The organism is Mycolicibacterium brisbanense, from assembly GCF_001570425.1.
Classification (GTDB): domain Bacteria; phylum Actinomycetota; class Actinomycetes; order Mycobacteriales; family Mycobacteriaceae; genus Mycobacterium; species Mycobacterium brisbanense.
In genome coordinates, this window is sequence record NZ_BCSX01000064.1 from 202,582 (window position 1) to 226,661 (window position 24,080).

At 64.9% G+C, this 24,080-nt stretch carries 24 protein-coding genes; 15 read left to right on the forward strand and 9 right to left on the reverse strand.

The window, feature by feature from the left end:
• Window positions 1–7: 7 nt before the first annotated feature.
• Complete coding sequence (locus RMCB_RS35170) at window positions 8–2,146, reverse strand: DNA gyrase subunit A (RefSeq protein WP_062832443.1); 2,139 nt, start codon at window positions 2,144–2,146, stop codon at window positions 8–10.
• Window positions 2,147–2,155: 9 nt separating this feature from the next.
• Window positions 2,156–4,189 (reverse strand): toprim domain-containing protein, encoded by a 2,034-nt coding sequence (locus RMCB_RS35175; RefSeq protein ID WP_062832444.1) that lies wholly within the window; start codon window positions 4,187–4,189, stop codon window positions 2,156–2,158.
• Window positions 4,190–4,461: 272 nt separating this feature from the next.
• Here RMCB_RS35175 and RMCB_RS35180 point away from each other — a divergent pair, with 272 nt between their 5' ends.
• Complete coding sequence (locus RMCB_RS35180; RefSeq protein WP_062832445.1) at window positions 4,462–5,085, forward strand: IMPACT family protein; 624 nt, start codon at window positions 4,462–4,464, stop codon at window positions 5,083–5,085.
• A gap of 7 nt (window positions 5,086–5,092) precedes the next feature.
• Here the strand turns inward: RMCB_RS35180 and RMCB_RS35185 are convergent, their stop codons facing one another.
• Window positions 5,093–5,755 carry a TetR/AcrR family transcriptional regulator gene (locus RMCB_RS35185; RefSeq protein WP_062832446.1) on the reverse strand — a complete coding sequence of 221 codons (663 nt, stop codon included), beginning with the start codon at window positions 5,753–5,755 and terminating at the stop codon, window positions 5,093–5,095.
• Between the two features lie 134 nt (window positions 5,756–5,889).
• Here RMCB_RS35185 and RMCB_RS35190 point away from each other — a divergent pair, with 134 nt between their 5' ends.
• The 6 genes from RMCB_RS35190 to RMCB_RS35215 all read left to right on the forward strand — a co-directional run bounded on the left by RMCB_RS35190 (window position 5,890) and on the right by RMCB_RS35215 (window position 13,215).
• Window positions 5,890–6,315 (forward strand): MmpS family transport accessory protein, encoded by a 426-nt coding sequence (locus RMCB_RS35190; protein WP_029368710.1) that lies wholly within the window; start codon window positions 5,890–5,892, stop codon window positions 6,313–6,315.
• Window positions 6,312–9,215, forward strand: coding sequence for an MMPL/RND family transporter (locus RMCB_RS35195; protein WP_062832447.1), 2,904 nt, complete (start codon window positions 6,312–6,314; stop codon window positions 9,213–9,215). The genes RMCB_RS35190 and RMCB_RS35195 overlap by 4 nt, the downstream gene beginning before the upstream one ends.
• 68 nt (window positions 9,216–9,283) lie before the next feature.
• A complete protein-coding gene (locus RMCB_RS35200; protein WP_072278610.1) occupies window positions 9,284–9,694 on the forward strand; it encodes a DUF5078 domain-containing protein in 411 nt (136 codons plus the stop codon).
• 153 nt (window positions 9,695–9,847) lie between these two features.
• A complete protein-coding gene (locus RMCB_RS35205; protein WP_062832448.1) occupies window positions 9,848–11,095 on the forward strand; it encodes a threonine/serine exporter family protein in 1,248 nt (415 codons plus the stop codon).
• Between the two features lie 28 nt (window positions 11,096–11,123).
• On the forward strand, window positions 11,124–12,152 hold the full coding sequence (locus RMCB_RS35210; protein ID WP_084388701.1) for an alpha/beta fold hydrolase: 1,029 nt from the start codon (window positions 11,124–11,126) through the stop codon (window positions 12,150–12,152).
• Between the two features lie 31 nt (window positions 12,153–12,183).
• On the forward strand, window positions 12,184–13,215 hold the full coding sequence (locus RMCB_RS35215; protein ID WP_201028397.1) for a YncE family protein: 1,032 nt from the start codon (window positions 12,184–12,186) through the stop codon (window positions 13,213–13,215).
• 18 nt (window positions 13,216–13,233) lie between these two features.
• Here RMCB_RS35215 and RMCB_RS35220 read toward each other — a convergent pair whose 3' ends face one another.
• On the reverse strand, window positions 13,234–13,857 hold the full coding sequence (locus RMCB_RS35220) for a DsbA family protein (protein ID WP_062832479.1): 624 nt from the start codon (window positions 13,855–13,857) through the stop codon (window positions 13,234–13,236).
• A gap of 151 nt (window positions 13,858–14,008) precedes the next feature.
• On the opposite strand from RMCB_RS35220, the gene RMCB_RS35225 reads away from it, so the two are divergent.
• On the forward strand, window positions 14,009–14,689 hold the full coding sequence (locus RMCB_RS35225; RefSeq protein WP_062832451.1) for an alpha/beta hydrolase: 681 nt from the start codon (window positions 14,009–14,011) through the stop codon (window positions 14,687–14,689).
• Between the two features lie 115 nt (window positions 14,690–14,804).
• Window positions 14,805–15,455 carry a TetR/AcrR family transcriptional regulator gene (locus tag RMCB_RS35230; RefSeq protein WP_234792365.1) on the forward strand — a complete coding sequence of 217 codons (651 nt, stop codon included), beginning with the start codon at window positions 14,805–14,807 and terminating at the stop codon, window positions 15,453–15,455.
• 33 nt (window positions 15,456–15,488) lie between these two features.
• On the opposite strand, the gene RMCB_RS35235 is transcribed toward RMCB_RS35230, so the two are convergent.
• The gene (locus RMCB_RS35235; RefSeq protein WP_234792369.1) at window positions 15,489–15,734 is read right to left on the reverse strand and encodes a MerR family transcriptional regulator; all 246 of its coding nucleotides are present in this window, start codon (window positions 15,732–15,734) and stop codon (window positions 15,489–15,491) included.
• 200 nt (window positions 15,735–15,934) lie between these two features.
• On the opposite strand from RMCB_RS35235, the gene RMCB_RS35240 reads away from it, so the two are divergent.
• Together RMCB_RS35240 and RMCB_RS35245 are read left to right on the forward strand one after the other, a co-directional pair.
• Window positions 15,935–16,387, forward strand: coding sequence for an Hsp20/alpha crystallin family protein (locus RMCB_RS35240; protein WP_062832481.1), 453 nt, complete (start codon window positions 15,935–15,937; stop codon window positions 16,385–16,387).
• A 356-nt stretch (window positions 16,388–16,743) separates the two neighbouring features.
• Window positions 16,744–17,427, forward strand: coding sequence for a PAS and ANTAR domain-containing protein (locus RMCB_RS35245; protein ID WP_407662179.1), 684 nt, complete (start codon window positions 16,744–16,746; stop codon window positions 17,425–17,427).
• A gap of 12 nt (window positions 17,428–17,439) precedes the next feature.
• Here RMCB_RS35245 and RMCB_RS35250 read toward each other — a convergent pair whose 3' ends face one another.
• Entirely contained in the window at window positions 17,440–17,880 is a 441-nt protein-coding gene (locus tag RMCB_RS35250) for a low affinity iron permease family protein (protein ID WP_029368699.1), read from the reverse strand.
• Window positions 17,881–18,009: 129 nt separating this feature from the next.
• Between RMCB_RS35250 and RMCB_RS35255 the strand changes: the two genes are divergently transcribed.
• The 3 genes from RMCB_RS35255 to RMCB_RS35265 are packed head-to-tail and all read left to right on the forward strand — an operon-like array spanning window position 18,010 to window position 21,121.
• Window positions 18,010–18,711 carry a M24 family metallopeptidase gene (locus RMCB_RS35255; RefSeq protein WP_062832453.1) on the forward strand — a complete coding sequence of 234 codons (702 nt, stop codon included), beginning with the start codon at window positions 18,010–18,012 and terminating at the stop codon, window positions 18,709–18,711.
• Window positions 18,712–18,734: 23 nt separating this feature from the next.
• The gene (locus tag RMCB_RS35260) at window positions 18,735–19,784 is read left to right on the forward strand and encodes a phosphotransferase (RefSeq protein WP_165606378.1); all 1,050 of its coding nucleotides are present in this window, start codon (window positions 18,735–18,737) and stop codon (window positions 19,782–19,784) included.
• Complete coding sequence (locus RMCB_RS35265; protein ID WP_201028398.1) at window positions 19,781–21,121, forward strand: aspartate aminotransferase family protein; 1,341 nt, start codon at window positions 19,781–19,783, stop codon at window positions 21,119–21,121. The genes RMCB_RS35260 and RMCB_RS35265 overlap by 4 nt, the downstream gene beginning before the upstream one ends.
• A gap of 25 nt (window positions 21,122–21,146) precedes the next feature.
• On the opposite strand, the gene RMCB_RS35270 is transcribed toward RMCB_RS35265, so the two are convergent.
• Together RMCB_RS35270 and RMCB_RS35275 are read right to left on the reverse strand one after the other, a co-directional pair.
• Window positions 21,147–22,064 (reverse strand): undecaprenyl-diphosphate phosphatase, encoded by a 918-nt coding sequence (locus RMCB_RS35270; RefSeq protein WP_062832456.1) that lies wholly within the window; start codon window positions 22,062–22,064, stop codon window positions 21,147–21,149.
• A gap of 171 nt (window positions 22,065–22,235) precedes the next feature.
• The gene (locus RMCB_RS35275) at window positions 22,236–22,925 is read right to left on the reverse strand and encodes an MspA family porin (RefSeq protein WP_062832457.1); all 690 of its coding nucleotides are present in this window, start codon (window positions 22,923–22,925) and stop codon (window positions 22,236–22,238) included.
• 206 nt (window positions 22,926–23,131) lie between these two features.
• Between RMCB_RS35275 and RMCB_RS35280 the strand changes: the two genes are divergently transcribed.
• Window positions 23,132–23,371, forward strand: coding sequence for a hypothetical protein (locus tag RMCB_RS35280; RefSeq protein ID WP_131805618.1), 240 nt, complete (start codon window positions 23,132–23,134; stop codon window positions 23,369–23,371).
• Between the two features lie 101 nt (window positions 23,372–23,472).
• Here the strand turns inward: RMCB_RS35280 and RMCB_RS35285 are convergent.
• Window positions 23,473–24,080 (reverse strand): IS30 family transposase (locus RMCB_RS35285; RefSeq protein WP_109784529.1); only part of this gene is annotated, 608 nt, incomplete at its 5' end.

A 24,080-nucleotide genomic window follows, 5' to 3' on the forward strand; every position in this document is an offset into this window, starting at 1 on the left:
GAGGCAGTTATCCGGCGGGCGATACGTCAGTGCCGGCCCCCTTCACCGAAGCCTTCGCGCGCTTCTCCGCGCGTACCGCCCTGCCGTTGCGCACATAGCCGGTCGGGGAGATCGAGGCCGCAAGCACCGCGTCCTCGCCGCCGACAAACGGGTGGAACCCGACACCCGCGCCACCACGGCCCTTCACCGGGATGTCGGCGACTTCGGTGACCTTCCAACCCTTTTCGGAGATCGACAGGATGGCCTCGCCGTTTTCACAGCTGACCGGCAGCGCGGCGATGACCTCGTCGCCGTCGCCGGCAAGCTTCACTCCGGCCACGCCGTTACCGGCCGCGCCCTGCGGGTTCACCGCGGCGGGGTCGATACGCAGGATCTTGCCCCGTCGCGTCACCAGGGCCAGGTGGTAGCCCGGTGTCAGCACGCCGGACCGCAGCAGCCCGGTGATGTCGGGTGCCACCGGAATGTCGCGGATCTTGAACGGCAAACCGTTGCCGGTGGTGAACTTGACGCGTCCGTCGGTCCAGACCGCCCAGCCCAGGCCCGACGTGAGGAGGTCGCCGTGGCTGTCGGAGAACACACCCCGGTCGTCGAGGCGCCAAGCGGTATTGACTTTGCGTTCACGGGGGCCGTCCTCGTCGGCGCTCGATGCCGTCGGGGTGGCGTCGAAGTCCAGGACGGTGCGGCGGTCGAACTCGGGCCCCTTGAACAGCTTTGCCGTCTCGATGAGTTCGTTGTCGATGACCACCCGCCGCGCGTCGGGGTTCGATACCAGCTCGGTCAGTTCGGCAAACTCGGCGTCCAGCTTCTCTGCTTCTGCTTGCAGCTCGATGACGTCGAGCCGAGTCAGGCGCCGCAGCTGCAGTGCCAGCACATAGTCGGCCTGGTCGGAGTCGATCTCGAACCGCTCCTGCAGTCCCGTGCGGGCCTCGTCGACAGTGTCGGAGGCTCGGATGATCGCGACAGCGGTGTCGATATCCAGGTGAATCTTCATCAGGCCGGCTACCAGATGCCGGCGCGCGGTGACCTTCTCCAGCCGATACTCGCTGCGGCGCACCACGACTGAGTCACGCAGGTGCAGGAACGCGCTGATCAGCTCACGCACCGACCACCACCGCGGCACACGGTCCTCGTCGAGGGCGACGAGGCTGGCGGCGAACGTCGACTCCAGCGGTGTCAATGCGAGCAGTTGCTCGCGGATGGTCTCGGCGCTGTGGCCGCGTTTGGCGGTGACCACGATCCGCAGCCCGTTGCGGCGGTCGGTCAGGTCGGACATATCGGCCACACCGGACAGTTCACCGGACTCGACCAGGGCCCGGATCCGGTCCTGCACAGTGTTACTCGCGACACCGGGCGGTAGTTCGGTGATGACGACGTTCTTTCCGTCGACCGTCAAGGTGCCGCGTACCGTGAATGCGCCCCGGCCGGTGGTGATGTACTCCCGCAGTCCGGTGGTGCCGACCACGGTGGCGCCGCAACCCCAGTCGGGGCCGGGAATGAGTTTCACCAACCTGTCGTCGGTCATGTTCGGGGTCTTGAGCAGCGCCCGGCAGGCGGCCATGACCTCGCGCGGATTGTGTGCGGGCACCTTGGTGGCCCAGCCTTCGGCGATGCCCACGGCGCCGTTGCACAACAGCACCGGCCACCGTGCCGGCAGCACCGTCGGCTCGATCCACTCGCCGTCGAACGTGGACACCATGGGCACCGCGTGATCGTCGAGTTCGGCGGTCAGCGCGGCACCGGGCGCCGACAACCGCATCTCGGTGTACCGGTCAGCGGCCGGGATGTCGCCCTGAATGCGCGGAAATGCGCCTTGTCCGTCAATGACTTTCACGCGCTGGAACTCGGCGGCCATAAGCGCGGCTGCGCCGTACATCGATGCGCCGCCGTGCGGATGCAGGTTGCCGGTGACGGCCGAACACACCTTCGAGGACTTCTGCGGCTTGTTGCCAGGCAGCAGCTTCGAATCGTGCATCTGATAGAGCAGGCGCCGTTGGCCGGGCTTGAGCCCGTCGAACGCCGAAGGGATGGCGCGATCGCTGACGCTGTAGAGCGCAAAGGTCAGCTGATAGTGATTCCAGTAGTCGTCGGCGCTCTGGTCGAGGACCAGATCCGGGTTCTGTTCGGGAACGTCCAGGGTGGCGGTCACTTCGTACTCCTAGTCCAGGTCCAGCGCGGAGGTGTCGACGCGGGAGGCGACATCGGCCATCCACGTGCGCCGGCCCTCGGGCGGCCCGCCGAACAGCGTGTGGTGCAACTTCTTCTCGCCGTCGTCGAGGTGTACCCGAATCACGGTGCGCCGCTGCGGATCCAGCACGGTGTTCCAGAAGTCGTCGGCATCCATCTCGCCGAGACCTTTGTTGCGCTGCACCTCTACCTTGCGTTTGGAGGTGGCGCGCATCTGCGCGACCGCGGCGTCGCGCTCGGACTCGTCCTGGCAGTAGATCCGCTGCGTTCCATCCTTGACCACGAACAGGGGCGGCAGCGTCACGTAGACCATCCCGGCCTCTACCAGCGGGCGGTAGAAGTCCAGGAACATCGAGATCAGGCTCGAGTTGATGTTGCCGCCGTCGGGGTCGGCGTCGGAGGCGAACAGGATCCGGTCGTACCGGCACTGTTCCGGATCACAGTTGTCGCGCAACCCGCAGCCCAGGATGCGTTCGATCGCGTCGAACTCGTCTTTGACCCGCGCCTTGCTCACGGTGAACCCATAGACGTTGGGCGGCTTCCCTTTCAGCGGGAACGCCGCTTGGAACGTGGCGTCGCGCGCCGCCTTGATGGTGCCCAACGCCGAATCACCCTCGCACAGGAACAGCTCGGCGCCCGACCCGCGGCCGGTTTCCCGGCTCGGCAGCAGCTTCGGCGGGAGCGACAGATTCGTCCCCAGCCCCTTGGCCTTCGACGCCGCGCGGGAGCGGGCCTTGGCGCCTTCGGCACTGCGCCGTGCTCGGGCCGACTCCAGCGCCAGCTTCGTCCACAGCGACACCGCGTCGGTGTTACCGGGGTTGGCCGCCCAGATGGTGACGCTGCGGGCCACATCGGGGGCCATGGCCAGGTTCAACGACCGTGACGACACCGCGGTCTTGGCCTGGGAATCCCATGCCACGTCGGGTGCGCGAGTGTCCACGGCCAACGCGGTGACCGCGGCGAAGTCCTGCGGCTCCGGGCCGTCCTCGCCTTTGGCCAGGCCCAGATCGCGGATGCGCGACGCGCGGTCGGCCAGGGCTTCGGACAGCCCCTTCATGGCGGCCGTCAGATGCGATCCCCCGCCAGGGGTGCGCACGGTGTTGCAGAACGCGGCAACCGTGGCCGGTTCGGCAGGCCCGGCAGTCAACGACCAGCGGAACGGGGTGGGACCGCGGCCGGTCGTGTACTCACCACGACCCTCGACGGCTGCTCGCACGTCGGGCAGGGGAGTGCCGCCGGCGGTGCACATGAGATCGAGCAGGGTGTCGGTGCCCCACGGGCCGTTGAACGGTTCCATCAACGTGGGCGGTACGTCCTCGCCGGGCCAGCCTTCGTCGACGACGTGGAGGTGCACTCCGGGCGACATGCGCGCCGCCGCGTGGGCGCGCAGCAGGACTTCGCCGATGTCAACGCTCGAATCCGGCACCACGGCCGGGTCGAACAGGATGCGCACCGTGGTGCCGTGCGCGTCGGGTTTGCGATTGCCTGTACCGCGGAGCTTGTGCGTGTCGGCGCGGGTGAAGGGCGCATCGGGGTCGAACTCCTTGCCCTCGAACACGCCCGGGTAGCCGCGACCGAAACTCTGCAGGTAGGTCTTGCCCGCGCGGCGCACCGTCACATCGGTGCGGGCGGAGATGAACACGGCCGCCGCGGCACCGATGCCGTTCAACCCGGCACCGGTGCTGGCGGCGTCGGAGTGGGCGGAGAACTTGCCTCCGGCCCGTGCGGTGCCGAGGGTCTTGACGATGCCGTTCTTCCCGGTGACGGGGTCGGAGTCGACGGGCAGGCCGCGGCCGTCGTCGGCGACGCTGACCGATCCGTCGGCATGCAGGGTGATGGTCACCGTGGATCCGCCGTGGCTGGGGTCGGCGACCTCTTCGATCGCGTTGTCGACCAGCTCACGCAGCGCGGTGTTGAGCACGTCGAGGCCCAGGTTCACCGCGGGCCGCAGGCGCGTGTGCTGGACATCGTCGAGCTCGGTGATGTCTGCGGCGTTGTAACTCACTGCTGGTCCTTCCCACCGCGGCCGGCGTCAGGGCGATCGGGGTCTCGTCAAAGGTGTGCCGGTGGAATCGTAGGCGGCATCACCGACAGCTCTGGGTATGCCGCTCGGGGGATGCGGCAAGTGCCGTGTCCTGGAGCGACTCGGCGGCCGCGTACCAGGACGTTCCTGAACCCCGTTGTCCGCTCGACAGAGCAGTGATGCCCCCTGGGGGGAATTCCGATCTCGCTTTTGACGGCGCGGTGGGCGCGACCTGCACTCCTACAATTCCGCGTATGTCGTTCTCGCTCGATCCCGAGGCCAGGCCCTACTTCGAGGAGACGATCAAGAAGTCACGCTTCATCGCCCGGCTCCGCCACTGCGGCGGCGAGGAAGAGGCCAACGCATTCGTGGCGCTCGCCCATGAACTGGAACGTGGAGCGGGTCACCACTGCTTTGCCTACGTCCTCGGGGACGACGTCGAGACTCGCGTCGAGCGGTACAGCGACGACGGCGAGCCGAGCGGAACCGCAGGTGCGCCGATCCTGTCTGTGCTCAAGGCGCGAGAGTTGGTGAACGTGGTTGCGGTGGTATCGCGGTACTACGGCGGTATCAAGCTCGGGACCGGCGGGCTCACGCGCGCGTATTCGGGCACGGTCACGTCGGCACTCGAATCGACGCCGCTGCAGGCACGTGTGCGATTGCACATGTTCACCCTCGCGGTCGATCACGCCGAGGCGGGGTGGGTCGAGGCCGAACTACGGCGGCGGGGGTTCGAGGTCGACGGAGTCGACTACGGGCAGAAGGCGGTTATCAGGGTGCTGTGCGCAGAGGCGACGACTCTGGATTCCGCGGTGGCCGAAATAACTTCGGGCCGTGGGGAACTCGTGCACATGGGGCACCTGTGGGGCAACGGGTGACGTCCTCCTAGGGAGGGCTTCCCGCCGGTTGCCAGCCATGCATCGCCGTATCCATCTGGTCGTCTTTCAGCGCGTCCACGCGCAGGCCTGGTTGGTCGTCGCGCTGCCGCATGCCGTCGAGCAGCAGTGCGACGTAGCGCCGCCACAGGTCGGGTTGGACGTGACCGGCCCATTCACTGACGGTTCCGGCCAGCAGGCCAAGGATCGGCATGTCCGAGCCTTCGACGTCAGGCCGCAGATACCCGTCGGCGCGGGCCCGCTCGACGAGTTTCGTGACCGACGGGGATAGCCGCAGGCGCGCGCATTCGACTCCGTGGCCGCCGTAGGCTCTGCTGTAGACCATCTCGCGCAGCCCTCGGTCGGTCGCGGTCAGCTCGCATTGCTGCTCGACGAACCACACGAATCCGTCCCACGAATTGTCTTTCTGCAACGCGGTTTCCGCGAGGGCGACGACCTGGTCGATGCCGTCCTCGAAGACGGCGTCGAGCAGCTCTTGCTTCGTGGCGAAGCGCCGGTACACGGTGCCCACCCCGACATTGGCGTGCCGTGCCACGTCGTTGAGGGTCGCTTCGAGACCCTTTTCGGCGAACAGTTCCCGCGCGGCGTCGAGAACACGCTGCCGATTGCGCTCCGCATCCTTGCGCAGTACGCGGCGAGTTCCGTCGGTCATATCTCCCAGCTTAAGTGATCGGCGTCATAAGTGGATTGAACTTATCCACTTATTAGGTTAGCTTGCTTAACGGAACTGAGCAGGCAGTCGCGCACGAGGTCGTCGCGAAACCACCGAACGCTGAGAGGCCCACAATGACCAAGGCGCTGCGACGTATGTGGCTCCCGGTGTTGATCATCGTCGCCGTTGTGGCCGGCGGGCTGGTCGTGATGAACGTGCGGAAGGTTTTCGGTTCGAATCCCGTTGTGGTGACGGATAAATCCTCGGATAACGCCGAGGACTTCAACCCCAAGATCGTCAAATACGAGATCTTCGGCTCGGGCTCGACGGCAGTGATCAACTACATGGATCTCGAAGGCAAACCTCAACGCGTGCCCAGCACGCCCTTGCCGTGGACGTTGACTCTGCAGACCACCCTGCCGTCGGTGATGCCCAACATCATGGCCCAAGGCGACGGCGACAGCATCAGCTGCCGCGTCAGCGTTGATGACGAGGTCAAACAGGAGAGGACCGCTACCGGCATGAATGCCGAAACCTTCTGCTTTGTGAAGGCCGCATGAGCGCGCCGACGGAGGACGCGCCGACCGACGCGATCCCGACCGCTCGCCACGCGGCGCCGCCGCGTCCGTGGCTGCCCCGGTTCATCCGAACATTTGCGGTGCCGATCATCTTGGCGTGGATTGCGATCGTCGCCGTTCTCAATACCGTTGTCCCGCAGCTCGAGGAAGTCGGCAAGCTGCGTGCGGTGTCGATGAGCCCGAACGACGCACCGTCGATGATCGCCACCAAACGCGTCGGCAAGGTCTTCCAGGAGTACGACACCAGCAGCTCGGTGATGATCGTGCTCGAAGGCGACCAGCCGCTGGGTGCCGACGCACATGACTTCTACGACAAGATGGTTCGCGATCTGCGTGCCGACACCACGCACGTGCAGCACGTCCAAGACTTCTGGGGCGACTCGCTCACGGCCAAAGGCGCTCAGAGTGCCGACGGCAAAGCCGCGTATGTCCAGGTCTATATCGCCGGTGACCAAGGGGAAACCCTCGCCAACGAGTCGGTCGATGCGGTGCGCCACATCGCCACCGAAAGTCCCGCTCCGCCAGGCATGAAGGCCTACGTCACGGGGCCCGCGGCGACGAGTACCGATCAGAACGCCGTCGGCGACAAGAGCATGGAAATGATCGAGATGGTCACGTTCGCCGTGATCGCCGTCATGCTGTTGGGGGTCTACCGCTCCGTCATCACGATGCTCATCGTGATGGTGATGGTCGTGCTCGAGCTGTCCGCTGCCCGGGGACTGGTGGCATTCCTGGGATTCCACAACGTCTTCGGTCTGACGACCTTCGCGACCAACCTGGTGGTGACGCTGGCCATCGCCGCGGCCACCGACTACGCGATCTTCCTGATCGGTCGATATCAGGAGGCGAGGCGAGCCGGCGAGGACCGAGAATCGGCCTACTACACCATGTTCCACGGCACTGCGCATGTCGTGCTGGCCTCCGGTCTGACCATCGCCGGTGCGACGCTGTGCCTGCATTTCACCCGGCTGCCGTACTTCCAGACGATGGGCATCCCGCTGTCGATCGGCATGGTGATCGTCGTCGCGGCGGCATTGACCATGGGGCCCGCCGCGATCGCCGTGCTCAGCCGTTTCGGCCGGATCCTGGAGCCCAAGCGGACGACTCAGTCCCGCGGGTGGCACAAGATCGGCACTGCCACCGTGCGGTGGCCCGGCGCAATCCTGGTGTGCGCCATCGTCGCATCGCTGATCGGCCTGATCGCGTTGCCCGGTTACCACACCACCTACAACGACCGCATCTACCTGCCCGAGGACGTCCCGGCGAACGTCGGATACTCGGCCGCCTTCCGGCATTTCTCCGAGGCCAAGATGAACCCGGATCTGATGATGATCGAGACCGATCGCGATCTGCGGAACCCGGCCGATTTCCTGGTCATCGACAAGATCGCCAAGGCGCTCAAGGCGGTTCATGGCATCGCGCAGGTGCAGACCATCACGCGTCCCGACGGGGATCCGATCAAGCATTCGACGATCCCGTACTCGCTGGGCCAGAACGGCAATAGCCAGATCATGAACAACGACTACATGCAGACCAATCTGGAGAACATGCTCAAGCAGGCTGACGACCTGCAGATGAGCATCGACGCCATGACCGAGATGATGAACATCCAGACGGACCTCGCCGCGGTGTCGCAGCGTATGGCCGACAAGATGAAGACGACCTCCGGGGACATCTCGCAGGTTCGGGATCACCTGGCAGATTTCGACGATCAGTTCCGGCCGCTCCGCAACTATCTCTACTGGGAGCCGCACTGCTTCGACATTCCGATGTGCTGGTCCCTGCGGTCGGTCTTCGACAGCCTCGACGGAATCGGCACCATGTCCGACGACTTCCAGGACCTGGTTCCCGACATGCAGCGCATGGCCGATCTGATGCCGCGCATGGTCGCCGTGATGCCGGCGCAGATCCAGTCGATGAAGAACCAGAAGCGGACGCTGCTCAACCAGTACCAGGTGCAGAAGGCGCAGCAGAACCAGGCGATGGCGATGCAGGAGAACTCCACCGCGATGAGCGAGGCGTTCGACACCGCCAAGAACGACGACTCGTTCTACCTGCCACCGGAAGCGTTCCAGACGGCCGACTTCCAGCGCGGGATCAAGCTGTTCATGTCACCCGACGGACATGCGGTGCGGTTCACGATCATTCATCAGGGTGACCCACTGACCCAGGAGGGCACCTCACGCATCGAACCGCTCAAGATCGCGGCGGCCGACGCGATCAAGGGGACACCGTTCGAAGGCGCCCGGATCTACCTCGGCGGCAGCGCGGCCATGTACAACGACATGCAGCTCGGGGCCAATTACGACCTGGTCATCGTCGCGTCAGCAGCGCTGATCCTGATCTTCATCATCATGATGGTCCTCACGCGAGCCGTCGTGGCCTCGGCGGTGATCGTCGGGACAGTGGTGTTGAGCCTGGCCTCGGCATTCGGTTTGTCGGTACTGCTGTGGCAACACATCGTGGGCATCCCGCTGCACTGGATGGTGCTGCCGATGTCGGTCATCGTGCTGCTGGCCGTGGGCGCGGACTACAACCTGCTGCTGGTCTCGCGGATCAAGGAAGAGATCCATGCGGGATTGAGGACCGGCATCATCCGCGCCATGGTCGGCACCGGTGCCGTCGTCACGGCCGCGGGCTTGGTCTTCGCCTTCACGATGGCGTCGATGGCGGTCAGCAATCTGATCATCATCGGGCAGGTCGGCACCACCATCGGTCTCGGCTTGCTGTTCGACACCCTCGTGGTCCGCACGTTGATGACACCGTCGATCGCTACGCTGCTCGGCCGCTGGTTCTGGTGGCCGCAGCGGGTCCGTCAACGCCCGGTGCCGCAACCGTGGCCGAAGGCGCTGCAGCGGAACCCCGAAGAGGCGCTGGCGTGATGAGTCGGGGTGAGAAGGGAAAAGCGTTGTCTACGAAACTGATTCGTTGTGCGGTCGCAGCTGTCGCGATGGCTGCGACAGTGGGAGCGGTTCCGGTGGTCGCGTCGGCCGACGCAACCGACGACTACCCGATTCCCAATCGCATCCTGAAGACACCGTGCACGGCGGAGCAGATCATGGCCGCCGCGCGTGATGTCGAACCGGTGTATTACGAGCGCTACATGATCGACTACAACAACAAGCCCGCAGCCGATCAGCAGGGCGCCCAGGACCGGATTCACTGGTTCTTCTCGTTGGACTACGCCGGACGACGCCAGTATTCCGAGGACACCGCCACCAATGCCTTCTACGAGAACATGTCCTGGCGGTGGCCGAACTGGGCCAAATTGTTCTTCAACAACAAGGGTGTCGCCGCCCGCACCACCGACGTCTGCATGAACTACCCGGCAGACGACATGTCGGTGTGGAACTGGACCTGATTTCCGCACCCGGTCGGGAATTTCCGCGGGCGAAAATTGCCGACCGGGTTGCGCGTCCTGTGGAATCGCTGAATTCGCCCTGAGGCGACTCGCATACGGTTCGACCGGCCAAACCCGGCACGTCCCCGCGGCAAACGTTTTACAGTTCCGATCGTGTCCGAGACGGTTGAGCACGTCGATGACCAACGGCGTGCTGCCGTCGACTATCTGGCGCGGCTCGGCGCCGCGATGCTCGCCGCCGATTATTCGGTCGACTACGTGCGGATGGTGATCACGCGGGCCAGCGACCGCTTCCAGCTAGAGCCCCGCTTTTTCATCCTGCCGAACTACATTCAGGTCGGCGAATCCTGTCACAGCCGCATCGAGCATGTCGGTGGTGACCTGCGCTATGACCAGGCGTTCCAACTCGGCGCGCTGGTGCGCAGAACGTATCGGAACTCCATCAGTCCTGCGGACGGGTCCGCCGAGCTCGATCGGATCCAGGCGCTACCGCGGCCGCTTCCCTGGTGGGTCAACATGATCGGGTATGCGGTGCAGAGCGCGGCATACGGGTTGATCTTGCAGCCGACACCGGCGGGGCTGGTCGCGGCGACCGGGTTCGGGCTGGTCGTCGGAGCTCTCGACATCGTCGCGCGTTACAACGCCGCCTTCCTGCGGCTCCTGCCGTTCATCAGCGCCTTCATCGTCACGTTTGCAGCGTTCAGCATCGGACGGTTGCTGCACATGGGCCAGGACAGCCTGCGAGTCCTCATCCCGCCGCTCACGTTGTTCCTGCCCGGAGTGGGCATCACGCTGGCAATACTCGAGGCCTCTACCGGCGAAGTCGTCTCGGCCGCAGCTCGCCTGACCCAAGGGTTCACTCGCCTGGCGCAGCTTGCGCTCGGGATCGTGCTCGGCATCCAGGCCCTCGGCATCACGCAATGGGAACTGACCGACACGCCACGCAACATGATCGGGCCATGGGCACCTTGGGTCGGAGTTGCGGTGTACGGCGTGGGAATCATGCTCTACCACGGTCCGCCCCGACGGTTCCTGCCCTGGCTTCTGCTCATCCTCTACGTCAGCTACACCGCCCAGTACGCGACCGCTCAGCTTTTCGGCGCGTACACCAGCGGTTTCGGCGGCGGCCTGGCACTCATGTTGTGCACCTTGGCGCTGGGTGAGCTGCGCTCGACGCCGTCCTCACGAGTTCTGCTGGTACCCGGTTTCTGGCTCATGGTGCCGAGCTCGATCGGCCTGGTGGGCATCACGGAGATCGTCGGCGGCGACGGGGGCAGCACCACCGCGATCATCCTGATGTTGGTGTCGATGCTGTCGATCTCTCTGGGATTCCAGGCCGGACGGGCCATCTGGGCGCTCATACCGCCCCGCATTCGCTTGCGGGACGACGGCGGGTACTGACGGCTCGCGCACAGAGAGAGGCCTCATCATGGAAAGAACTGCTCAGTCCTGGCTGGAAGCCGGTAGCCACTTTGAGTGGACCCCGACCGAACCGATGCGGCATACCCGCACGCTGAACATCTTCCATGCCGAGTTCGGCGATCCCGAGGCGCCGATGTTGTTGATGGTGCACGGGTTTCCGACCAGCAGCATCGACTGGCAGGACGTCGTGGAGGAACTCAGTGCCGACTATCGGGTGTGCGTCCTGGACCTGCCCGGCTTCGGATTCTCGGACAAGCCGAAAGGCGAGAGCTACACCCTGAAGCGGGACAGTGAACTGCTCGGCTACTACCTGCTCGACGTCCTCGGTGCGCACGAGGGCGCAGTCGTCGCCCACGATCGCGGCGACAGTGTTGCGCTGGCGTTCGCCCGCCGCTGTAGCGCCGGCGAGACGCCGTTCGCGGTGTCCAACCTCGTGCTCAGCAATGGCAACATCTTTCTGCCCCTGTCGAATCTGAATGAATTTCAGCGCCTCGTCCTGCATCCCGAGTCGGCTCCAGCGACCGTCGCGGCCATCACACCCCAGCTCCTCGCCGCCGGCTTGGGACAGACGACGTTCACGCCGCGGCGGACACTCGACGATCCGGCGATCACCGCGTTGGCAGAGACCTTCGCCGTCAACGACGGCATCGGCGTCATCCACGACACCATTCAGTATCTGGTGGAACGTTCCGAGCACGAGGAGCAATGGCTGCAGGCGCTGGCCGCCATGCCGGTGAAAACCACTGTGGTGTGGGGGTTGTACGACGAGATATCGCCCCTGCGGGTCGCGGCATACGTGTGGAACAACTACCTCGCGACCAAACCGGGGGACAACGAGTTTTGGTTACTGCCGGGCGCCAACCACTACCTGCAGAATGATCAGCCCGCTCAATTCGTACATGTCCTCAAGGCCACTCTGTCGAACAGCTCGCCCGTCGTACCAGGTGCGGTGAGCGCCGATCCGGGGGCGCCGGTGTTTCTCGACCGGTCACGGCCGCAACTGCCCACGGCGCAGGAGGTGCTCGCCGGAGCCTAGATTCGGCATCGCCCGGCGTAAGGTTCAACCTGTGACTGACTTAGGTCACGCGATGGTGGTGCGGGCAGCGACGCGGCGTCTGGTCTGCGTTGCGGTGACCGGCCTCCTTGCCACGGCGGGGTGTGCTGGTGGCCCGGCCGGTCCGCAGTCCCTGCCATGGCAACAGGTGTCGGCGCTGGATTTGACCGGTGGCACAGGGCGTTTCGATTATGCGGCACTCGACGCTGGAAGAGGTCTGCTCTTCCTGGCGCATATGGGGGCTGGCCAACTCGTCGAGGTCGATCTGACTCACCAGCGGGTGCTGCGTACCGTGAACGACCTGCCGGATGTGCACGGCGTGATCGTGGTGCCCGAGCAGAGGCGCATCTATGCGACCGTGACCGCGCGCAACCAGCTGGTGGCGCTCGACGAGGACAGCGCTGCCACTGTCTTCACTGCTCCGACTGCCGCCTATCCGGATGGCCTGGCCTATGACCCGCGACGGCATACGGTGTGGAGTACCAACGAAAGTTCAGGAAGCGAAACCGTTGTCGACGCGGGCGCCGGTGCGGTAGTCGCGACCATGCCGCTTGGCGGCGACGTCGGCAACGTTGTCTACGACCCAGCCATCGACCGTATGGTGGTTGCCGTACAAGGCCGCGGTGACCTGGCGGTCATCGATCCCGCCTCGAAATCGGTCGTCGACCGCATTCCGACTCCGGGATGCAACCACCCACACGGCCAAGCGCTCGACAACGTTCACCAGGTCATGTTCGTCGGCTGCGAAGGCAATGCCACCCTGGCCACAGTCGATCTCGCGGGCCGCAGTGTCGTCGACAGGCTCACGGTCGGTGATTCGCCTGATGTGCTCGCCTACGATCCGTCGAGAGATCGGGTTTACGTCGCGTCTGAAAGCGGCTGGGTCAGCATCGCCGACCACGACCGCGGACATCTACACGCGCGGGGATCGGCTCACATCGCCGACGGAGCTCATACCTTGGCCCTGGACTCGGTAACCGGCCAGGTCTATCTCCCAATCGCCGACAATGGCCACGGGACACCGCAGTTGTGGGAATACCGATAGGCAACGGCGCCGGCGCGCTCAGCGTGGCAGTTGATCGAGCCAACCGGAATTCCCGTCGACCGCCTTGTTGTCGATAACCACAAGGGGCACACCGGGATCCGGGAATTGACTGAGCAGCGCATGGTTGTTCGTCGCGATGGTGTGCGCGTCGTAGGGAATGGGCAGCCCCAACCGGATCATGTCTTGTGCGGATTGCGGCGCGCCGACGCGGTCAGCCAGGCCGGCGAGTTGATCGTTGCTGAGATCTGACGGGCCCTTTTCTCTCGGTTGCTGATCAGCGGAATAGATCTGCTCGATGAAGCGCCACGTGGTGTCGCTGGATTGCGAATGGTCGGCGACGAGGTAGGCGGCGTAGATCGCTCTGCTGTCATAAGTGCCACTGGCCGAATACTTTTCGAGGAAATTGACGAAGCGAAGGTTGACATGGAGCTTGCCGGCCTCGATGCGTCGGCCGATCTCGGCGCCTTGTTCTCGCACCATCTTTCCGCTGAAGGGGCACAGCGGATCGAGATAGAGCTCGACCTGACCAGGCGCCGCCGGGTTGCCGAGGGAGATGACATCGCCTGCGGCCGACGCCTCGGCGGCGTACGCATTCCCGGCGCTGGGACCCCACACCACCAGCAGCGCTGCGAGCAAGCCCATCAACGCGATGTGAATCGATCGAAATGCCGGAAGCTTGACCGAGCCGGCCCCAGTCTGGTTCACATTCATGATCACCATCATGGCGCAGCGGCGCGTGGCAACATGTGGCTGTGCGCTCGAACGATCGACGGTCGAAACCGGGGTTGGCCGGATGACGACGTTCTTGCTCATCCCAGGCGGTGGTGCCGACCCGTCTTGCTGGCGGTTCGTGGTGGCCGAGTTGGCGGATCGTGGGCACCATGGAATCGCGGTTGACCTGCCGTGTGAGGACGATGCGGCGGACCTGCATACCTATGCGGAGGCAGTGGCTGCCCAACACGCCCAACAGCGTCGCGACAACGAGCGCCCGGTCGTCGTCGCGCACTCATTCGGTGGCTTCACCGGAGCCCTCGCCTGTGCGCGGGTCGACGCGTCCGCCATGGTCTACGCATCGGCGATGATCCCGCGTCCGGGCGAACGTCCCGACGATTGGTGGGCGGCGACCGGGTGGAAGAAAGCGCAGCGAGCTGCAGCCGTATCGGGCGGGTACGACCCCGACGACATGGATGCGTTGTTCTACAACGGCGTCGACGCCGCAGTGGTCGCAGACGAGGTCGAGCGTGCGCAGTCAGATACGCCGTCGATGTTCCCGTGGCCGTCACCCGAGCTTCCTCAGCTACCCACCCGGTTCGTGCTGTTCAAGGATGACCGCTTCTTCCCGGAGCCGTTCATGCGGCGCGTCGTGGCCGAACGCCTCGGCGTAGAACCTGACGTCATCGCCGGCGGGCACATGGCGATGCTGTCGCATCCGGTTGAGCTCGTCGACCAACTCGTCTCGGTGGCCCAAGTCTGAACCTGTTTGGCGGGTGATGTAACGCCGGGCAGCCCCGGCGCCGATACGGGAATGTGACCGCTCACACGTCTGCAGCGAACCCGCCCTATGAATCGAGCGTGGCACGTTGCTCGAGGTGACGACGCCGTCCGCCGTGCCGCGTCGGCGAGGTCGCCCACCGACAGCTACGGCAGCAGGGACCAGGGGCCGGATCTTGCAGGCGGCCCGCGAAGTGTTCAGCGAGTGCGGCTACGAGGCCGCGACGTTCCAGACCATCGCGCGCCGTGCCGGTCTGACCCGACCAGCCGTTTGTCATCATTACGCCGGCAAGTCACAGCTGTACAGCGCAGTGGTCGAGCAGACGACGGCCACGGTGATCAGCCCGGCCGTCCTCAAGGCGCAGCATCAACCGACCTTGTTGGCCAAGTTGTCGACCTTCTTCGCGTCGGTCATGAGCGCCGAGTCCGCTGCCGCCGCATTTCTGGTGACCACGGTGTTCGAGTCGCGTCGGCACCCTGAGTTCGCCGACTCCACGCCCGATGCGTTGCAGGCCTCGCGGGAGTTCGTCGCGTGGGCCCTCGACGACGCCGTGAGCCGTGGAGAGGTGGTGATCAACACCGACGTCGGTGAGACGGTGGAAATGTTGCTCGCGGCCATGTGGGGGATGGGTTTCTACGTCGGCTACGTCAGCGCCGGTGGCCTACTCGGTGACATGGTCGACCAGTTCGAGCGGCTGATGGCCAGCAAACTCTGGCAGCTGGGCAGCCCAGTGGCCGACCAGGTGTAGTCGAGGCAGTCTGCGGCTCACGGCTGTCGCGTCCTACTCGTGCCGGTTGATGATCTCCCGCAGTTCGGAGTTGTCGTCTTCGAGGTCGAGGATGCGGGCAATACCGGCGATGTTGACACCGGCGGCCACCAATGTCGTGATGCGCCGGATGCGGGTGAGGTCATCCGCGCTGTAGCGGCGGGTACCTCCTTCGGTGCGACTCGGGGATAGCAGCCCGTGGCGCTCCCACAGCCGCAGCGATTGGGTGGGGACGCCGGACAGCTCGGCGGCCACGGAGATGCCGTAAACGCCGTGGTCAGGGGCGGGCGCGCTGTGGCGCCGACCTGCTGATCCGCGGCTTGCGGTCTCTGGGAAATCTTGGGGCGGCAATCTACTTGCCTCTCATCTGTCGTGGTGCTATATAAAAACTTGTGCCGACGAACACAGATTATCAGTCGGCTCCCGTTCAGAACAGGAAAGGATATGTGGAGGTGGCCACCATGCTGATGCGTACTGATCCCTTCCGGGACCTGGACCGCTTCGCCCAGCAGGTGCTCGGTACGGCAGCGCGCCCGGCGATCATGCCGATGGACGCCTGGCGTGATGGTGAAGAGTTCATCGTGGAGTTCGATCTGCCCGGTATCGCGGAGGACTCGCTGGATCTGGACATCGAGCACAATGTGGTGACGGTGCGTGCGGAGCGTGCACCGGTAGACCCCAACCGGGAGATGCTCGCCACGGAACGGCCCAGGGGAGTGTTCTCGCGCCAGTTGGTGCTCGGAGACAACCTGGATACCGCCAAGATCGCCGCGAAGTATCACGACGGCGTGCTACAACTACGAATCCCGGTGGCCGACAAGGCGAAACCCCGCAAGATCGTCGTCGACCGGCCCCGCGAGAACGTGGTCGTGGACGCGGATTCCTCGTCGCCCAGAGAATCCATCAACGCCTGATCGGCTGCGCACGCGTCAAACGATGTCGCGGTGCGCGGCGCCCCGGGGAGCTGGACGGTCCCCACTTCTTCAGGCCCGGCGCCCCGGTAGACCGCTGAGTAACCACCCGCATCGGGAGGGGGTGAAACCACCACGAGGTAGCGAGAAGAGGGGGTGGCGGCAGCGCCGCCGCCCCCTCGGTTCCAAGGTTTTCGGTCGAAAGGTGCTGGAGCGAAACGTGCTGGGTAACTTGGATTCCGATATGAAATAGACCTTGCATCATCGAAGGTATTTAGGATGGGACCATGGCAGGGGCTGGTGAGGGCACCATGTCCGGAGTTGAAGTCTCCGGGACTGCAGGCGGTGCGCAGGTCGACATGATCGAGGCCACGAAAGGGGACCCTGCCGAACAGACGCCGTCCTCGATGGGGTGGTTCCGCTTCTATTTCGATGAACAGCGGTGGGAGTGGTCAGAGCAGGTTGCCCGGCTGCACGGCTACAAGCCCGGCACGGTGGCGCCGACGACCGAACTGGTCCTGTCGCACAAGCATCCCGACGACCGCGAAAAGGTCGCCGACACCATCGAAGCCATCATGAACACCCGCGGCGCACTCAGCAGCAGGCACCGCATCATCGACACCGCCGGTGCCGTGCACTGGGTGATGGTGATCGGAGATCAGTTCTTCGACGAGCACGGCGCGGTTATCGGCACGCATGGTTTCTACGTCGACGTGACGCCGGCCGAGCGTGAGCGCCTGGACGCCGAACGTCAGAGACAGGACCTTGTCACCGCACGGGTAGCCGAGATCGCCACCAATCGGGCCAGTATCGAGCAGGTCAAGGGCATGTTGATGCTCATCTACAACGTCAATGAGGATGTCGCGTTCGACGTGCTGAAGTGGCTGTCTCAGGAACATAACGTCAAGCTGCGGGTCCTCGCCGAGCAGCTGCGCGACGATCTGCGGGAAAAGGCCAGGGAAACCGTTGACCAATCAACGTATGACCACGTGCTGCTGACGGTGCATCAACGCCTCGCAGACAACCCCGAAGCACGCGCCTAAGGCCAGACCTGTTCAGTCGGCGCTCTCGCGCTCTTCGAGGCCCACTGCCGCCCGCAGTTCCTTCGCATCGTTCTCGGCGTCGGGGTCGTCGCGCACATGCTGCATGAGATCGGCCAGCGCTTCGGCGATGGCATTCAGTTTCTGCTGAAGCGCATCGTCGGCCCGGCGCTCGGTGTTCTGCAGCAGGGCCACCAGCAAGAATGTGATGATGGTGGTGACCGTGTTGATGATCAGCTGCCACGTGTCGAGCTGCAGAAAAGCAAACGTCGGAGCCCAAACGACCACGAGCAGCACACAACCCAGGAAAAACCAGGCACGGGATACGAATGAACTCGCGCCGGTGGCGAACCGGTCGAACAGCGACAGGCCCGGCTTGCTGTCTGACGGCATGACATCCTGTTCATCAGCGGAGCGCTTCTCGTTACGCTCGGCCGAATCCTCGACCGCCACCATGTCCAATCCCTCCGCACGCGATCCAACGAACGCTGTCAGCGCTGCCGCTCGTGATTTCCCTACATCTGGCGAAATAAACCTGTACACAGGTGTCCGCCGGCCGCCGCAGCGTGGCGATAGCATCGACCAATGAATCGACCGACCGTCGGAGAGTCTCTCCGGGCCGAAAAGCTGATCGAGGCCCAGGACATGGCCGCGAAGCTGTTCGCGGAAATCAACGACCGGCGCTTGGTCCGCGCCGGTATCGGTGAGCGCGCCCTCTCTGACGAGATTCACGACTTGGCGGCCACCATGTTCGGCGTCACGCGACACTGGCACAAGCGCATTGTGCGGTCGGGGATCAACACATTGGAGACTTTCCGGGGCAACCCGCCCGATCGGTTGTTGTCGGAAGACGATGTCGTCTTCCTCGATTTCGGACCCATATTCGAGGAATGGGAAGCCGATTTCGGCCGAACGTATGTGTTGGGCGACGACCCACGCAAACTGGAACTGCTCGACCATCTACCCCAGGTCTGGCAGGCCGGTCGTGAGTTCTTTCGCAGCGAACCGGAAGTCACGGGGGAGCAGCTGTACGACTTCGTCGTCGCGTCCAGCCGTGAGGCCGGATGGGACTTCGGCGGGGTCATCGCCGGGCACCTGGTCGGTGAGTTTCCGCACGAGAAGATCGACGGCGAGGACATCGAGTCGTATGTCGCGCCCGGATCGACCCGGCCGATGCGGCGAAAAGACCGCGCCGGCAATGAGTGTCACTGGATCCTCGAAGTACACCTCGTCGATCGTGACCGTGGATTCGGCGGCTTCTACGAAGAGCTTCTCGACCTGCCGTGACCTGGCGGGCGTGTGAATTGATGATGACGAACACTCCTGGCGACCCTGCAGGCGTAGAGATCCCGTTGGTGACGGCACTGGTCGATCGGCACTACGGTATGGAAGTCCACGAGCTGGCCTTCCTTGGCGGGGAGATCGACCGCAACTACCGGTTGTCGACGACCGACGGTACGAACTATCTGGCCAGGCTCCAACTGCCCGTGCACAACGCCGCCGAATTGCAATGGCAGGAAGCCATTTTGATGCACCTGGTCGGCAAAGACATCGGCGCCGCCGTGCCCACCATCGTGCGCGCGACCGACGGCAGCCTGCACGTGCCGTTCGAGTCTGGCTCCGAGCACGGCGTGCTCCGGGTGCTCAAATGGGTCAGCGGGACTGAACTCAACAAGATTGCGCACCATTCGCCGGCATTGCTGCACCAGCTAGGTGCCACTGCCGCTCGGGTAACTTTGGCCCTCGACGGTTTCACCGCGCCGAATTTCCCCGCCACACACCACTGGGATGTCACGCGCTCGGGCGAAGCGATCCATGAATGCCTGACTGCGAGTCCCGAACTGGTCGACAGCCACGGTGCCACCACGGTGCTCGGCTGGTTCGCCGAGATCGAGCCTGTGCTGCGCGACATGCCGCGGGTGATGGTGCACCAGGATCTCAACGACAACAACGTCTTGGTCGAACTGCGTGATGGTGTGCAGGTGATCTCCGGCGTGCTCGATTTCAACGATGCGCTGTGCGGCCCGCGGGTCGCCGAGCCCGCGATCGCCGGCGCGTATGCGATGCTGCGCAAGGATGATCCGCTGCAGGCGCTTGGTCATGTGGTCGCCGGCTACCACGCCGTCACCCCATTGGCGCCGACGGAAATCGACGTCATCTATCCGCTGGCGGCGGCGAGATTGTGTGTGCAGGTGTTGACCTGGACCGTGCGGGGCCGCACCAACCCGACCGCATACGGCAGCATGCGGATGCGGCATACGTTGCCGACCCTCGAGCGCCTGCTGGCCATCGACCCTCGGTCGGCCGGCGCGCACCTGCACGCACTGTGCGACGCCGAACCGCGGAGGAAGCCGAAATGAGTTCGCAGCCAATGCATATGGCGAATGCATACGACGGCAGCGGGGCAGATGAGCTCGACCCCGAAAGTCGAGCTCTCGCCGCGCGCCGGGACGCGGTGCTGGCGCCGAGCTACCGCCTGTTCTATCGGCGTCCGGTTGCGTTGGTGCGCGGCTCCGGCGTCTGGCTCTACGACGCCGACGGCAACCGGTATCTCGACGCCTACAACAATGTTCCGGTGATCGGGCACAGCCACCCGCATGTGCAGGAGCTGGTCAGTGCGCAGCTGGGAGTCCTCAATACCCACACGCGCTATCTCACCGAACCTCTCGTCGCCTACTCCGAACGGCTGCTGGCGCTGTTCCCCGCGGAGCTGTCGAAGGTGGTCTACACGTGTACCGGCAGCGAAGCCGTCGACCTCGCCCTGCGCACGGCACGCTATGAGACCGGGGCGCAGGGCATCATCTGTACCTCGCACGCCTATCACGGCTGCACGGCCGCCGCCGCGGAGATCTCGCCGAGTCTTGGACCCAACAACGAGATTCCTCCGCACGTCGTGCGTGTCGAGGCCCCCGACTTCTATCGCGAATCGCCACTCGAGGCGGGCGAGCGTTTCGCGCAGCGGGTCCGAGAGGCCATCGCGGTGCTTGCTGAGCGCGGATTCGGGCTTGCCGGCATGATCGTCGATTCTGTGTTGTCCAGCGACGGCGTGCAGGCCGACCCTGCCGGGTTCCTCCGGCCGGCCGGCGATGTGGTCCGTGCGGCCGGCGGCTTGTGGATCGCCGATGAAGTGCAGCCCGGGTTCGGGCGCCTGGGTGCCGGCTGGTGGGGCTTCACCCGCCACGAGTTGCGCCCCGACCTCGTGGTGCTCGGTAAGCCCATGGGCAACGGCATACCGATTGCCGCCGTGGTGGGGCGCGAGGACGTGATGGCTCGATTCGGTCGAGATATCCGGTATTTCAATACCTTCGGTGGCAATCCGGTCAGCATCGCGGCCGCGACCGCGGTGCTCGACGTCATCGAGGACGAGGAGTTGATCGACAACGCCCGTGCGGCCGGCGCGCGGTTGATGGCGGGGTTGCAGGAGTTGGCGGGACGCCACCGCGTGCTGGGCGATGTCCGCGGTGCAGGACTGTTCGTCGCCGCCGAGATCGTCGGGGACCGCGATAGCCGGTCACCCGACGCCGATACCGCCGCGGTGGTGGTCAACGAGCTGCGCGAGCGCCGCATCCTGATCAGTGCGTCCGGTCGGGAGCAGAACGTTTTGAAGATCCGCCCGCCGCTGCCGTTCACCGCCGAGCACGCCGACCTGTTTGTCGCGGCCCTCGATGAGGTTCTGACGAGCGTGGCGCCCGCCTAGATCACCTCGGTGCGTTCCGCGCCACTCAGCGTGCCGTCAGCCAGAGCAAGCTGCCGAGCCCGGCGATGACGCAGTAGATCGCGAACGGCGTCAGGGTGCGCGTTTCGAAATAGCGCGTGAGAAAGCGCACGGCCAGGTAGGCGCTGACGAACGAGGCGATGCTGCCCAGCAGCACCTGCCCTCCGATGCCGCTGCGCTGCGGGCCGAACAGCTCAGGGATCTTCAGCACGCCTGCCGCCAGGATCACGGGCGTCGCGAGCAGGAACGAGAACCGTGCGGCGTCCTCGTGCGACAGGCCGCGCAGGAGCCCGGCCGCCATGGTCACACCGGAGCGGCTGATCCCCGGCAGCAGCGCCAAAGCCTGCGCCGACCCGATCATCACGCCACGCGCCATGGGCATCTTGCTGATCCGCACATCGGCTTCGGTGAGCAGCCCGCCTCCGCTGGCCGCGGCGGGCCCGTCGGTGGCGGTCGGCGTGGCTGCGCGACGGCGTAGCAGCTCAGCCCCGTAGAGCACGGCACCGTTGATGGCGAGGAACACCGCGGCAGGCACCGGCTTGCCGAGCGTCGTGCGGAACAGATGGTCGAGAGCGAGGCCGGCGATGCCCACGGGAATCGTCGCGGCGATGATCATCCACGCCAGCCGCTCGTTGGACTCGGTGATGCGCCGGTGACGGATGGACGTGACCAGGCCACGCACAATGGCAACCCAGTCCCGCCAGAAGAACACGAGCAACGCCAGCGCGGTCGCGACGTGCAACCCGACGATGAATGCGAGATAGGGCGATTCCGGTGCGGACACGTCGAGGTCACGGCTCCACTGGCCGCCGACGAGCGCGGGGATCAGGATCGAGTGGCCGAGGCTGGACACCGGAAACAACTCGGTGACACCCTGCAGTGCCCCGACGACGAGCGCCTCCAGATAGCTGAGGTGTGCTGACACGCAGATTCCCTTCGGTCGACGCCTCGCCGGCGCTCGACGGTGGGGCCATGCCCAGGCGCTGAGTTGATCTCGGTGCGATCGGTGACCGCAACCCGAACCACCGTAGGTGGCCCTTGCTGAGCTTTTGCTGAAGGGAACCGGTGAACTGTCTGGACGCCGGATCGCTACGGATCAGACCGTGGTCGTCACACCGACATAGGACAACACGACATCGGAGTCATCGGTCTTGCGGGTCAGCGTCGCGTATGAGCGGATGAACGACTGGCCGACGCAACCGTCGATCTTGACGTGAAAGTTGCTGATCATGATCCAAGGTCTGGCGCTCTTGAATTCCTTCTTGTCGACCGGCACGACGATGATGATGCCGGGTTTGAGGCCTACCGTGATGACGCCGTTGACCGGCGTGCCGAGCACGGGCACCATCGTCGTCGGAAGTGCACCAACGGGACCGGAGAGCCCGATCGACGGGGTGAGCCCGGCGCTGCCTGCCATCGTCACGCCGTTGGACGTGCTCATGTCGACGCCACAACCGATCTCGTAGCCGACCTCCAACAATCCTTGAGGGTCGCCCGGGCCGGCCAACGTTCCGGTGAACGTACCGCTGGCAAGGTATTCACGCGATGAGACGGCAGTCGTCAACGGAGGCACCGGAACCTGAGCCTCGTCCATGGCCCCGAGGGTCAGGAACCAGCCGTCGGGTGTGTGAACGCTGACCGTCTCACCCGACGTCACCTTCCCGTCCGCGCCGGGGGCTGCGGCCGGTGGCGGGGCGGCGGGGTCGGGATCGGCGCCCGCAGGAGGTGTGATGGTCGCGGCGAGGGCAATGCACACGACGAAAGCCGCGACGCGACGGAAACCCATGGCCGCTGGATTCACGGCCGATACGCTAAACCCGCGGTGGTCCACCGGTGACCGACGCTCGACACGGAAATCAGAGTCGTTACGGCGTCGTGACGGATATGGGATATGACTCTGATGCGTCGCCGCGCAACCCGTGTGCGCGATCACCGGGCGCGCCCTATCGTGGAGTGGAACGCCTGGTCGGGCGGGTCACCGAAGGAGAGGCGATGGACGGTCGCAGGTGGGCGCTCGCGCTGCTGGTCAGTGGCGCCCTGGCCGTCACGACGGGCAGCGGTCTGGCGCACGCACAGCCCGACCCCGCAGTGCCGGTGATCCCGTCGATCATCGACCAGTTGGTCACGTCGAGTCCTGCGTTGGACGTCGATCCGAGCGACCAGGGCGGTCGGTCAAAATTCTCCGACGACGTCGGGATGGTCTGCCAGAACCTGACGGTCCACTGTCGTTGAGCGGCGCTGTGCAGTTGACGAGCGATCGGCTATTGCTGTCGCCAGTGTGAACTCTCTGCGAAATACGCGCCTCAAAGTCAAGTAGTTAATGCAACGCGGTTCTATGCAGCTTGGTTGAGCAGGGCGGCTAAGCGTTGGGCTGGGGTGTTGTAGTCGAGGGTGGGTCGGGGTCTGGTGTTGAGTTTGTCTTGGATGCGTTTGAGGTCGGCTTTGGTGTAGCCGCTGAGGTCGGTGCCTTTTTCGAACCAGAACCGCAGGAGTCGGTTGGTGTTCTCATTGCTGCCGCGCTGCCAGGGTGAATGGGGATCGCAGAAATAGACCGGGGCCTGCAGGGCCAGGCTGATGTCGCACCAGCCGGCCATCTCACTGCCGCGATCCCAGGTGAGACTGCGGCGCAGGTGAGCGGGCAGTTCGTTCATCGCCTCGATCATCGCGGTGGCCACCGAGTCGGCGGTGTGATCGACCGGTAGGTGCAGCAAGATGGTGAATCGGGTGCTGCGCTCGACCAATGTGCCGATCGCACTGCCACATGCGGTGCCCAGGATCAGATCACCTTCCCAGTGTCCGGGCACCGCTCGGTCATCGATCACGGCGGGCCGTTGGCTGATGGTGATCACATCACTGAGCTTGCCACGGCGCTCGGTGTGGCCCCGGGGCTTGCGAGCGGTGCGTTTGGTCGACAAACACTTGTTCAGATCGGCGCGCAACT